The sequence below is a fragment of the Enterococcus sp. DIV0008 genome (assembly GCF_050542615.1).
GTDB classification, from domain to species: domain Bacteria; phylum Bacillota; class Bacilli; order Lactobacillales; family Enterococcaceae; genus Enterococcus_D; species Enterococcus_D innesii.
Map to the genome: position 1 here is coordinate 1,796,578 of NZ_CP172937.1, position 13,451 is coordinate 1,810,028.

The 13,451-nt window shown below is 43.3% G+C and carries 9 protein-coding genes; 2 read left to right on the forward strand and 7 right to left on the reverse strand.

Features of this window, described 5'->3' with window-relative positions:
- The first annotated feature begins 210 nt into the window (after positions 1-210).
- Positions 211-2,022, forward strand: a complete 1,812-nt coding sequence (gene glmS, locus IGI84_RS08625; protein ID WP_077454553.1) for a glutamine--fructose-6-phosphate transaminase (isomerizing) — start codon at positions 211-213, stop codon at positions 2,020-2,022.
- A 285-nt stretch (positions 2,023-2,307) separates the two neighbouring features.
- On the opposite strand, the gene glmM is transcribed toward glmS, so the two are convergent.
- From glmM to nifJ, 4 genes are all read right to left on the reverse strand, one after another.
- Complete coding sequence (glmM, locus tag IGI84_RS08630; protein ID WP_077454554.1) at positions 2,308-3,663, reverse strand: phosphoglucosamine mutase; 1,356 nt, start codon at positions 3,661-3,663, stop codon at positions 2,308-2,310.
- A gap of 39 nt (positions 3,664-3,702) precedes the next feature.
- On the reverse strand, positions 3,703-4,794 hold the full coding sequence (locus IGI84_RS08635) for a CdaR family protein (RefSeq protein WP_220426573.1): 1,092 nt from the start codon (positions 4,792-4,794) through the stop codon (positions 3,703-3,705).
- Positions 4,791-5,672 carry a diadenylate cyclase CdaA gene (gene cdaA / locus IGI84_RS08640; protein WP_005235688.1) on the reverse strand — a complete coding sequence of 294 codons (882 nt, stop codon included), beginning with the start codon at positions 5,670-5,672 and terminating at the stop codon, positions 4,791-4,793. Before cdaA ends, IGI84_RS08635 begins: the two co-directional genes overlap by 4 nt.
- A 301-nt stretch (positions 5,673-5,973) precedes the next feature.
- Positions 5,974-9,684: a pyruvate:ferredoxin (flavodoxin) oxidoreductase gene (gene nifJ / locus IGI84_RS08645; protein WP_140964827.1), complete on the reverse strand. Its 3,711-nt coding sequence runs from the start codon at positions 9,682-9,684 to the stop codon at positions 5,974-5,976.
- A 227-nt stretch (positions 9,685-9,911) separates the two neighbouring features.
- Between nifJ and IGI84_RS08650 the strand changes: the two genes are divergently transcribed.
- Positions 9,912-10,427 carry a DsbA family protein gene (locus tag IGI84_RS08650; RefSeq protein WP_077454411.1) on the forward strand — a complete coding sequence of 172 codons (516 nt, stop codon included), beginning with the start codon at positions 9,912-9,914 and terminating at the stop codon, positions 10,425-10,427.
- A gap of 88 nt (positions 10,428-10,515) precedes the next feature.
- Here IGI84_RS08650 and whiA read toward each other — a convergent pair whose 3' ends face one another.
- From whiA to rapZ, 3 genes are read right to left on the reverse strand one after another with little or no spacing between them, the layout of a single operon-like run.
- Entirely contained in the window at positions 10,516-11,451 is a 936-nt protein-coding gene (gene whiA, locus IGI84_RS08655; RefSeq protein ID WP_005235679.1) for a DNA-binding protein WhiA, read from the reverse strand.
- An 18-nt stretch (positions 11,452-11,469) separates the two neighbouring features.
- Entirely contained in the window at positions 11,470-12,471 is a 1,002-nt protein-coding gene (locus IGI84_RS08660) for a gluconeogenesis factor YvcK family protein (protein ID WP_077454412.1), read from the reverse strand.
- Complete coding sequence (rapZ, locus tag IGI84_RS08665) at positions 12,468-13,358, reverse strand: RNase adapter RapZ (protein ID WP_077454413.1); 891 nt, start codon at positions 13,356-13,358, stop codon at positions 12,468-12,470. The genes IGI84_RS08660 and rapZ overlap by 4 nt, the downstream gene beginning before the upstream one ends.
- Positions 13,359-13,451 lie beyond the last annotated feature (93 nt).

The following is a 13,451-nucleotide window of genomic DNA, read 5'->3' on the forward strand; positions in this document are numbered from 1 at the left end:
TCACAAGGAGGATAGATAGACCAATAAGGATAGCGCCTGATCTGGAAACAGATGACGAGGAAAGAGTTTATCGAAACATTCGGCGGATGACTCTAGGGACTGCACTCTACAGGCAAGAACAAATCTCATCGCAAGATGATGACAAAGACTTGCTACGCAGATAGAAATACATAATGTCAAACTAAATTTTTTGAAAGTAGGATTATCATTATGTGTGGAATTGTAGGAATCGTAGGAAAATCAAATGCAGAACGGATTATTTTGAACGGATTGGAACGCTTGGAATATCGTGGCTATGACTCAGCAGGTCTTTATGTCGCTGATCGCACTTCAGATCATTTAGTGAAAGCCCAAGGAAGAATCAAAAACTTGGAAGAAAAAGTGACTTCTGAAGTAACAGGAACGATCGGTATCGGACATACCCGCTGGGCGACCCATGGCAAACCATCAGAAATGAATGCTCATCCTCACACTTCAGCAAACCAAGCACTCGTTTTGGTTCATAACGGTGTGATCGAAAACTTTGAAGAGCTTCATCAAGAATATTTAAGCAACCACCAGTTTGAAGGTCAAACAGATACCGAAATCGTTGTTCATTTGATTGAAGTGTTGAAAGAGCAAGACAACAGCACGACCAAAGCAGCCTTCAAAAAAGCTTTGTCCTTGATTCGCGGCTCTTATGCCTTTGCTTTAGTCGAAAAAAATGATCCAGAAACCATTTATGTTGCCAAAAACAAAAGTCCTTTATTGATCGGTTTGGGAGATGGATTTAATGTCATCTGTAGTGATGCCTTAGCAATGCTTGATCAAACGACTCATTTTGTTGAGATCGAAGATGGCGAAATGGTGACCGTAACCGCCGATGGGATCGAAATTGAAGATCCAAAAGGAAACCTTGTGTACCGTGAATCTTATGAAGCACAACTAGATCTGACTGACATCGAAAAAGGAACGTACCCTTACTACATGTTAAAAGAAATCGATGATCAACCAACTGTGATGCGCCGCTTGATCCAAGAATATCAAGGAGAATCCGGTGAAGTAGTGATCGATCCAGCGTTAAAAAACGAACTTTTAGCGAGCGATCGGATCTACATCATTGCTTGTGGTACCAGCAATCATGCTGGCTGGGCAGCAAAATCCATTTTAGAAAAACTAACACAGATCCCTGTTGAGGTTCACTTATCTAGTGAGTTTGGCTACAACATGCCATTGTTGTCAGCAAAACCCTTCTTCTTGTTCTTATCACAAAGTGGTGAAACGGCAGATAGCCGTCAAGTATTAGTGACGATCAACCAGTTAGGTCTTCCTAGTCTGACGATTACCAACGTTGCTGGTTCTACTCTTTCTCGAGAAGCGAACCATACCTTGTTGCTTCATGCTGGTCCAGAAATCGCTGTTGCCTCTACAAAGGCGTATACTGCACAGATCGCAGTGATGACGTTATTAGCAAAAGCCATTGGTGATGAAAAAGCCGTCCCTGAAGCATTGGACTTTGATGTCTTCCATGAACTAAGCATCGTTGCTTCTGCAATGGAAGCTCTAGTAGATGAAAAAGCTGTTATTAGTCAATTTGCTGAAGATTTCTTATCTGATACCCGCAACGCCTTTTATATTGGTCGTGGGAATGATTACTATGTATCGATGGAAGCGGCATTGAAATTAAAAGAAATTTCTTATATCCAAGCGGAAGGTTTTGCGGCTGGTGAATTAAAACACGGCACCATCGCGTTGATCGAAGAAGGTACACCAGTGATCGGTGTGATCACGGAAGAAGTGACCGGCTCTCATACGCGAGGCAATTTAAAAGAAGTCGAATCTCGTGGGGCTCATACCCTTGTGATCGTTAGCCAAGAATTAGCAAAAGCGACCGATCAAATCATCTTGCCAAACGTCCACCCATTGGTAACCAGCTTAGTGGCAGTCGTTCCAACGCAACTGCTAGCATACTTTGCTACTTTACAACGTGGATTCGATGTTGATAAACCAAGAAACTTAGCAAAATCCGTTACGGTCGAATAAGTTTTTTAAAAGATCAAAAGCAAATTGATTAGACTCTACAAAATAAAAAGACCGGCTAAGAGGATCTCTCGATCTTACTTAGCCGGTCTTTTTCCCTTATCGCTTGCCCAATAAATACAAAAAGACTTTTAAAAAACTAGCTCCACTTGTTGAAACCGCGACTTACCTTAAATGAGCACCCTTTATTCCGGTGATAATTAGGACGATCCTTTTTCACTTTTTTCTGATTAGCAACTGAAAAAAAGATGATCAAAGCTTTCCTCTGATCGTCTTTTTTTCGTTTAATTATTCCGCACCGATTTCTTCTCGAACGACCGCTGCGATTTTTTCTACATAATAGTCAACTTTTTCAATCGTTGGCGCTTCCGCCATCACCCGAAGCAATGGTTCTGTTCCGGAAGGACGAACTAAGATGCGGCCTTCACCGTTCATTTCTGCTTCTGTCTCTTCTACGATTTTACGGATTGCAGGAACATCCATCGCACCATTCTTATCGGTCACTCGAATGTTGACCAGCTTTTGTGGATAGATCGTTACTTCTCCTGCTAATTCAGACAATTTTTTCCCTGTCTGTTTCATGATATTCAATAGTTGGATCCCTGAAAGTAAGCCGTCTCCGGTCGTATTAAAATCTAAGAAAATCATATGCCCAGATTGCTCGCCACCGAAATTATAATCATTTTTACGCATTTCTTCTACGACATAGCGATCACCAACTTGTGTGATCACATCTTTCAAACCAATGGCTTCGACTGCTTTATGGAAGCCTAAGTTACTCATGACCGTCGTAACGATCGTTCCTTGGTTCAAGCGTTTTTGTTCTGCTAAATATTTTGCACAGATATACATAATTTTATCGCCATCAACAATGTTCCCTAATTCATCAACTGCAATGACCCGATCACCATCTCCATCAAACGCAAGACCAGCATCTGCACCTTTTTCAACGACGAACTCAGCTAATGCTTCGGGGTGCGTTGAACCAACACCATCATTGATGTTCAATCCGTCTGGGGAAGTACCCATCGTGAAGAATTCTGTTTCTAGATCGGCAAACAGTCGATTGACACTGGTAGCTGTTGCGCCATTTGCTGCATCAACGCAAACCGTGATCCCTTCCAAATCGTCAGGAATCGTTTGACGTAGAAATTGAGAGTATTTCAATAACCCTTCTGGGAACTCATCCACCGTTCCTAAGCCATCGGCAGAAGGTCGCGGAAGTGTGTCTTCAGGCGCATCAAGCAATGCTTCAATTTCAGCTTCTTGTTCATCAACTAATTTAAAGCCATCATTTCCGAAGAACTTGATCCCATTGTCTTGTGCGGGATTGTGAGAAGCAGAAATCATTACACCTGCGCTTGCTTTTTGTACTTTCGTCAAGTAAGCCACTCCCGGTGTGGAAATAACACCTAGCTGGAATACTTCGATCCCAACGGATAATAGACCAGCAATCAATGCGCTTTCTAACATCTGTCCAGAAATCCGTGTGTCCCGCCCAACCAATACGCGAGGACGACGGTCACCGGTTTCGTGCTGACTTAGTACATAGCCGCCATACCGACCCAATTTAAATGCTAACTCAGGTGTCAACTCCTTATTTGCTTCTCCTCTAACACCATCTGTACCAAAATATTTTCCCATTTTAATAACCTCTCTTATTCATTCTCTACAGTCAAACGACTAAGGACTACTTGTCGTTGTGCTGCTTGCGGAATTCTCTGTCTGCTCGTTTGTCGTGTCGACTGCCGAAGAATTATCTTGAGAATTCTCACTATTCTCTGCTTCATTGCTATCATTGTTTGATTGATTCTCCGTAGTAGTTTGTGCAACTGGTGTGATTTGGATCGTCACGACCGTCGGATTAATCGTCGTCCCATCAGGCACTGGAATGGTTACTGTCCGTTCCGTCGTTGTCGTGATCTCACTAACGTCCACCGGCACACCAATCTGCTGTGTTTCATCCAAGATACTTTGTGGTCCTGTCAAAACGGCACTAATACTGCTCATGCGGTAGATATAATGGGAGACCCCTTCTGGTGTTGTCCCTTGTTGCGTAACAAACAACTCAATTTCTTTACTTGGTGCTTCCATCATCAAGGCAACATCTACCGAATCAGGGTCAGCGATGATCGCTAGTGGATTGTTGTCACTATCCCATGCTTCGATCGTTCCACTGACAGTGATTGAATCACCTGTGATATCATCGGGATTGACGATTGCTACCACTCGGTCGATTTCCGCTAACGTTTGATCGCCGGTCGTGATTTCTACTTTCTGCGGATCGACACTCATTGAATCGACGCCGTAGCCGCTGGTTGCTCCGTCGGTGGAGATGACGGGTTCAATGGTAAAGGTTTGAGTGACTTTTTTCTCGATCGTCACAGTGACTGTTTTTGGTTCGATTTCAGCTGTGACACTTGAACTAAGATTTTTTACTTCTAAAGGGACCTCGTGCGTTCCTTCATCGAGCCCAGTCAAATCAGCTACGACTCGAAAGCTCCGTGTTTCCTCACTACGTTCCGCATTCAATTGTACACGATTTCGACTAGATAAGGTCACATCCACTGTTGTTTCAAATCCTTGGATGAAGTATTCATCCGTATCGTAGGTGGTCTGAATCGGTACATTATCGATCTCTTCCTCATAAGGATTTGATGTTCCCGCAAGATTGACTTGCAGACTTGATCCGCTGGCGATGAAAAACAGAACCAGACTAAAGAACAGCGCTAGTATACCATAAAATACGTTTTGACGACGTTCTTTCTTGATCATTTTCTTCCTCCTTTGTTGACCCCTTCAAAGAAAGATTGCAGCAAGTTGCGTTTACCAGGTTTTTCTTCCGGCACTAATTCGCGATTCAACACGTCAAGATACTCTTGGCGAGAAAGTTCGGTCAACATGCGATTATTTAGCGTAATACTAACATCACCGGTTTCTTCTGAGACGATAATGGTCAATGCGTCACTGACTTCTGAAATCCCGACAGCCGCTCTATGGCGTGTCCCGAATTCTTTCGGAATCAGCGGACTTTCCGACAATGGCAAGTAGGCACTAGCAACAGCGATCTTATCATCTCTTAAAATGACTGCGCCATCATGAAGCGGTGTATTGGGAATAAAAATATTGATCAGCAATTCACCCGTCACATCCGCATCTAAAGGAATCCCGGTTTCGATATATTCTTCTAATCCCGTCGTCCGCTCGATCGTGATCAACGCACCGATCTTTCGTTTTGCCATATATTGAACAGCTTTGTCTAACGCTTGGACCAAAACTTCATCCCGTCGTTTTTCATTCTTAGAAGTCTTGAAGAAAGAGCTGCGTCCTAGATGCTCTAACCCTCGTCGAATTTCTGGTTGGAAAATAACAATTGCAGCAATCACACCATAAGTGATGACTTGATCCATCAACCAAGATAGCGTCTTTAATCCTACAATACCTGCCAAAAACCTTAGAACAATGAACAGGCCGACTCCTTTGAACAACTGGATCGCTTTTGTGCCTCGCACAAGCTGGATCAGCTTATAAACCAAGTACCAAACAACGATCACGTCTAAAACATTTACTAAAAATGACCAAGAAAATATATCAAATGAGAGCAATTCTCTCCAATAATCTAAATTAAAAAAATCCCTGAAATTTATCAACATAAACAGCCTTCCTTTATTCTTAAGACTTCAGATAATAGTATAACATAGGACTTCTTCAAAGATTTGAAAAAAAACAAATTTATGAAAAAGTTTTGAAAAAATAAACAGCTCTTTTACTTAGTTTACCATTATCCTGAAATCATTGTTTGTCAAAGGTCTTCGAAGATTTCATCTAAGGAGTCATCGGTACCCATTTCATAGAAAAAAAACAAACGACCCTGAAAAAACAGCACAAACCGTTTTTCAGGGTCGTTTCTCCGCAATCGATTGATTCCTCAAAGAGCGATTAAAACCACTTAGCTTACTCTTGCTGACGGCGTTTCGCGCGTGCCGCTCGCCGCGCAGCCCTTTCAGCTAACTGTTCTTCGCTTAGGGTCTGTCTTTCTCTACGCACACGAGTCGATTTTACAGCCGTTGTTTGTTCCGGGTGACCACATTCCAATGGGCTATTTTCGTCCGTAACGTCTGTTTTTTCAAGTTTTGCTCGTATTTTTTCTTCTTGACCTGCTAAACGGGCATAGTTATAGAAACGAGTTTTGGCATCTGAAACGGTTTTTTCAAACAATGCTTGCGCCGCATTGGGGTTGGCACTGTGTAAAGATGCAAAACGAACTTGGGTCTGCATAAAGGCGGGCATTTGGTCAAATGCCGGCTTTTTGAAATCAAGGGTCATTGGCTGTTTCCCTTTTTCTGCCAGAAGCGGGTTATAGCGGTAGAGACTCCAATACCCCGATGCAACTGCTTCTTGTGCTTCCTTCAAGGATTGACGCATTCCACCAGCAAGACCATGAGTGATACATGGTGTATAGGCAATAATGATTGACGGCCCAGGGAATCGCTCGGCTTCTTCAAAGGCTTTGATTGTTTGCATTTGATTGGCACCAGATGCGATTTGTGCGACATAAACGTGGCCATAGGTCATCGCCATCATTCCCAAGTCTTTTTTGGAAACAAACTTGCCACTCGCAGCGAATTTAGCAATTGCCGAAGTCGGTGTTGCTTTAGAGACTTGTCCCCCTGTATTAGAATAGACTTCATTATCTAACACGAGAATGTTGACATCTGCACCAGAAGCGAGGACATGATCAATACCACCAAATCCGATATCGTACGCCCAGCCATCCCCGCCAATCATCCATTGGCTTGGCTTAACGAATAAATCTTTCTCCTTCAAGATTGGAGCCAGCTGCGGAGTATCGAAGACTTCCGCTTCTAAGGCGGCGATCAGTTTCGCTGCTCGCTGCTGGGTCCCAGCACTTTCTTCTCGATGAAAGTCCCAATCCTCAATCAAAGCCTGCAATTCTTCTGATACAGCGGCTTTCAATGACTGCAACTGGGCTGCTAATTTCTCCCGTCTGGTTTGATTGGCTAAGAACATGCCGTAGCCATATTCGGCATTGTCTTCAAACAACGAGTTTGACCAAGCTGGACCTTGTCCTAAGTGATTGGTTGTATAAGGGGATACTGGTGAGGTTCCACCCCAAATCGAAGAACAGCCGGTCGCATTGGCGATCATCATGCGATCCCCAAACATTTGGGTCAATAATTTGACATAAGGGGTTTCCCCACAACCCGCACAAGCACCAGAGAACTCCAATAAAGGTTTATTGAATTGGGAGCCTAGGACCGTCCCAGGTTTTGCTGGATTTTCTTTTTGACGTAAAGTCATCGCAAAAGCCCAATTTAAAGCTTGTTCCTTTTGTTCTTCGTAAGGACGCATCGTCAAAGCTTTCCCTTTGGCGGGGCAGGCTTCCACACAAAGACCGCAACCTGTACAATCTTCAACGGAAACTTGAATTCGATATTTTTGCCCATTCGCGCCTCGCATCTCTCTGACGATAAAGCCTTCCGGCGCTTCGGCTAATTCATCTTCATCTGCCAAAAACGGACGGATCGCCGCATGAGGACAGACAAAGGCACACTCATTACACATGGTACAGCGATCTGATAACCACTCGGGGACTTCAACAGCGATCCCCCGCTTCTCAACCGCTGTGGTCCCGACAGGAATCACCCCTTCAGTCATTTGATTCCGTACGAGGGTACCCACGCTTAGTTGATTGCCTTCTTGACGGTTGATGGGTTCCACGATTTCTCGCACAAATTGTGTTGTCGCAGTGGATGTCCTTTCCGGCACTTCGATCGTTGCCCACTTGTTTGGAACAGGGATTTCTTGTAATAATTCGATGGTGCGATCAATGGCTGCTTGGTTTTTTTCAACGATCGCCATCGATTTGTGCCGATAACTTTTCAGCGCCTCTTCTTTTAAAATCGGCAAGATTTCCTCGGTCGGAATGATGTTTGCCAAGTAAAAGAAGGCTGTTTCCATCGCGGTATTGATCCGTCCACCTAAACCAACTTCCATTGCCAACTGCATGGCGTTGATGGTATAAAAACGGATCTCGTTTTCAGCAAGATAACGTTTCATCTTCTTCGGTAGATTTTTAAAGATTTGCTCTTGTGACCAGGTCGTATTTAACAAAAAGGTTCCGCCTTTTTTGAGTCCTTTCAGCAAATCATACGTATGCAAATACGCAGGCGTATGACATGCAACGAAATCCGCGTGTTCGATCAGATAGGTGGAACGAATGGGGGTATCCCCAAATCGCAGATGGGAAACCGTTAGACCACCAGATTTTTTCGAATCATAGTGGAAATAGCCTTGCACATATTTTTCGGTATGGTCACCGATGATTTTGATTGCTGACTTATTCGCCCCGACGGTCCCGTCAGAGCCGAATCCCCAGAATTTCGCTTGGAAGGTGGATGGATCAGTTAGATCTAGCGTTCCCTTTGATGGCAACGACAATTGCGTCACATCATCCGTGATCCCAATAGTGAAGCGTTTCTTTTGACTGGCTTTTGGCTTGAGCAATTCGTCATAGACAGCAACGATTTGATCAGGCGTCACATCTTTTGACCCCAGACCATAGCGTCCACCAATGATCGTCGGCCGCATCGCTGCATCATACATGGCACTTTGCACATCTAAAAGCAAAGACTCGCCATTGGCGCCAGGTTCTTTGCTGCGATCCAATACAGCGATACTTTTGACGGAAGCAGGCAGTTTTTCTAAGAAGACTTCTAATGGGAATGGTCGATACAAATGGATCGACAAGACCCCTACCTTGCGGCCTAAAGCGCACAGATGATCCACCGTTTGCTGGATCGTTTGCGTCGAGGAGCCCATCGAAACGATGACTTCTTCGGCGTCTGAAGCACCATAATAATCCACTAAATCATAGTTGGTCCCTCTTAAAGCATTGATTTTTTTCATGTAAAAACGAACGATCTCAGGCAATGTTTGATAATGCTGATTGATCGTTTCCCGCTGTTGAAAATGGATATCAGGGTTTTGATTCGTTCCACTCGTTGTTGGGTGATTCGGATTCATGGCTTTTTGACGAAAAGCAGCCAATTTTTCATGATTAACCAGTTGTGCGAGTTCTTCATAGTCCAAAACCTCGATTTTTTGAATCTCATGACTGGTTCGGAAACCATCAAAAAAATTTAAAAAAGGTATATTGGCTTCGATAGCTGCTAAATGAGCGACTGGCGCTAAATCCATTACTTCTTGAACACTGCTTTCCGCTAACATAGCAAAGCCTGTTTGTCGGGTGGCCATTACGTCGGTATGATCTCCGAAAATATTCAAGGCGTTGGTCGTCACTGCTCGGCTGGCGACATGAAAGACGCCTGGCAGCATTTCACCAGCAATCTTATACATATTAGGCACCATCAGTAAAAGTCCCTGTGACGCCGTATAGGTTGTCGTTAAGGCACCTGTTTTTAAAGAGCCGTGAACCACTCCAGCAGCCCCTGCTTCGGATTGCATCTCAACAACCTTCACCGGCTGCCCAAAAAGATTATGCTTTCCTTGAGCAGACCACTGATCCACTAATTCGGCCATGGTTGAACTAGGGGTTATCGGATAGATCGCCGCAAGTTCCGTAAAGGCATAGGAAATATAGGCAGCTGCCGTATTGCCATCCATTGTTTTTCTTTTTCTCATCTATATAACTTCCTTTAATCATCATTTTGCACAATAAAACACAATTCATTATAGCTGAAAATTAGGGAATATAAAAGCATTCCCAGTATAATTCTGTTAATTTCGTGAAACGAAATACATAGATTCTCGCTCTTTTTTGCTCTCATTTCACAGAGTTTGATGAAAAGACCTGTGGCTTTTCTTTCAATAGAAACTTCGGTAAACTAAGAGAAAAAGGAGGAATTTAAATGGATATTTCAATTATCAAAGCACAAGAAACAAATGCGGTAACAGGGATACATATCGGAGACCCGTCTGCAAAACCAATCGTAGAATTTATGAATTTGCGCTGTCCTTATTGTCGGCAATGGTTTGAGGAATCGTTACCGATCTTAAGTGAAGCTGTCGCAGCTGGGAAACTACGCCGTGTCATCAAATTATTTGACAAAGAAAAAGAATCCTTGCAACGAGGCAATGTGATGCACCGCTTTGTTTCTAGTACAGACCCACAAGCAACGATCGCTGAGATCACAAAAATTTATCAAACACAAGACGAATGGGGTCATTTGTCTTTACCTGAAGTGGCAGAATATGCGAAAAATACCTTAGGGCTAGCTGAACAAAACCATCCTGCGATCGCCGGAGAAATTGTGGAAGAAGCGAAAAACGCCAACATTCAATTTGTGCCAACGATTATCTTAGGTGGGCACATTTTTGATGAATCGATCTCTGCTGAAGAATTAACTGCATTGATCAATGAATAACCTCTAACAAAAAAACAGGAGCTGATTTGACACTAAAATCCATGTCAAATGCAAGCTCCTGCTTTTTTGATTTCATTCACTACTTAGATTAACTGACTTGTTCACGCAAATGATCCGCAAATTCATTGATTTTGCGAATACGATGATTGATCCCTGATTTCGAGATCGCTCCTGATGGAATCATTTCTCCTAGTTCTTTCAAGCTGACCTCGGGATGTTCCAGACGTAATTCGGCGATTTCTTGCAGCTTTTCAGGTAAAGCTTGCAAGCCAACTCGATCTTGAATAAATTCAATATTGTCGATCTGCTTCGAAGCAGCGTCGATCGTTTTGTTCATATTGGCGGTTTCACAATTCACCAAGCGGTTGACTGAGTTACGCATATCCCGCACGATCCGCACGTCCTCAAATTTCAACATGGAATTGGTGGCACCGATCAGGGTCAAAAAATCAGCGATTTTCTCAGCGCCTTTCAAGTAAGAGATATACCCGTTTCTACGCTCTAATGCACGGGCATTCAAGCCATATGCGTTTAGCATATCGCAAATATCTTGGTTATGCTCCTCGTAGATGGAATAGATCTCTAAGTGATAGCGGCTGGTTTCTGGATTATTGATCGATCCAGATGCCATAAAAGCTCCTCGTAAATAGGAACGCATTTTTTGAGTATTGCCCATGATCTCATCAGAAACATGGCTTTGAAACATCAGCCCGTCCATGATATCTAAGTCCAAAAGCACGCGCTTTGTCTCTTGTTTCAAACGAACGATGTAGACGTTGTTCTTTTTTAATTTCATTTTGCGACGGACCAGCAATTCGCTGCGCACGTCGTAATGATCTTTTAGTAAAGAATAGATGCGTCTGGCAATCGCCGCGTTTTCTGTTTGAACGTTTAAAACAAATTGCTGGTTGTTGATACTTAATGACCCATTCATCCGAATCAAAGCTGCCAATTCTGCCTTGGCATGTTCGCGATGAACTTCTAATGCAGTCAATTCTTTTTTAACTTCTGCTGCAAAGGACATAAAAAAATCCCTCCTTTCTTAGATTTTGGCCCCGTAAACGATACGTAGAAGTTCTTCAATCACTTTATCTCCATCATGAAAAACTCCGCCATCTCTAAGCTCCAGAAAGTCAGCTGAAATGACACGGCTGGCTTCTTCTCGCAGTCCTTGGAAATCGTGTTTCACTTGTACAAGATATTCATCATAAATCTCTGGGTCCATATACCCTTCTGGAACTTTCTCGGTATTAACTAACACCGTATCAATAAAGGGTTTGCCTAAATGCTTATGCAGGACCCGGACATGGTCGGCATCACTAAAGTGTTCGGTTTCACCTTTTTGGGTCATAATATTACAAATATAAACGGTTTCCGCTTGGGTTTCCAACATTGCTTGGCCAATCTCGCTGATCATGAGATTGGGCAAAATACTAGTAAAGAGACTACCAGGACCCAAGACGATCATATCTGCCTCCATAATTGAAGAAACAACTTTACGAGCTGCTTTCGGCTCATCATTATTTTCTTGATTACGAACAAAGACCCGATCGATCGTTTTGCGATCGACCGCGATCTTGGACTCGCCTACAGCTTCAGTGCCGTCTTTAAACACTGCATGTAAGACTAACGGCAGATCAGAGGAAGGAAAAACCCGTCCGTCGATATGCATGATTTTCGATAAAATCTGAATGGCTTCGTAGGTGCTGTTGCGCATTTCGGCAATCGCCGCAATAATCAAGTTCCCAAGGGCATGATTGGCTAAAAATTTGTCTTCTGCTTTAAAACGATATTGAAAAATATCGTTATACAGTTGCGGCATATCAGATAGAGCCGCCAAAACATTGCGCAGATCCCCCGGAGGTGAAATCGATGAAACCAAATTGCGGATTTCGCCGCTGCTGCCACCATCATCAGCGACCGTAACGATCGCTGTGATGTCAACGCCTTGGTTTCGTAAACTTTTTAAAATGACTGGTAACCCAGTTCCGCCACCCACCACAACGATCTTCGGCTTTCTGATCCGGTATGTTTTCATTTTCATGAGCGATTCACCGTCTCTTTACGCTTATCTTTGTCACGATGGGTAATATTTACACGATAGTCTTCAGACAAAGTTGCCCCGATTCGCTCCGATAAAGCAACCGAACGGTGTTGCCCACCGGTACAACCAATGGCAACCGTCAAGCTGCTTTTTCCTTCCTTGACATACCCTGGCAAGATGGTTTGCAACAGCGTAGTAAATTGCTGATAGAATTCTTCCGTTTCCGGAAAAGACATAACGTAGTCATAAACCGGCTCATCTTTACCAGTTAAAGGACGCAACTCAGGAATGTAATGAGGATTTGGTAAGAAACGCACATCCATAACGATATCAGCATCGATCGGCAAACCGTACTTAAACCCAAAAGATACGATCTCAACACGAAAGCCCGTCTCATGGGAAGCCCGAAACTCTTGATTGATTTTTTCTCTCAGTTGCCTTGGAGTTAACGTCGTTGTGTCGATAACGATACTGGCACGAGTCTTCAAATCATCCAAGATCGCACGCTCTTTGCGGATCCCTTCCGTAATTAAGCCATCCATCGCTAAAGGATGAGCTCTTCTCGTTTCTTTGTATCTTGATACCAGTTCATTGTCCGATGCATCTAAAAAGAGCATCCGGGTGTCGATAAAATTCGTATTTTCAATATCGATCAGCATACTCTGGATTTCTTCAAAAAACGATCTAGAGCGCAAATCGACAACTAAGGCAATTTTTGTCACTTTACCTGATTCTTTGATCAGTTCCCAAAATTTAGGAATCAAGCTTGGGGGCATATTGTCGATACAAAAGTACCCCATATCTTCAAAACTCTGGATAGCGACCGTTTTGCCGGCTCCGCTCATCCCAGTAATAATAACCAATTCTAAATGATCCACTTCAGTCATAGGTAAAACTCCTTTCTGAAACAACTCTATTATATCATGCCGGGCGTATCATTGGAACACCGGCATAAAAAAAAGACGTTAGCTCAATAGATG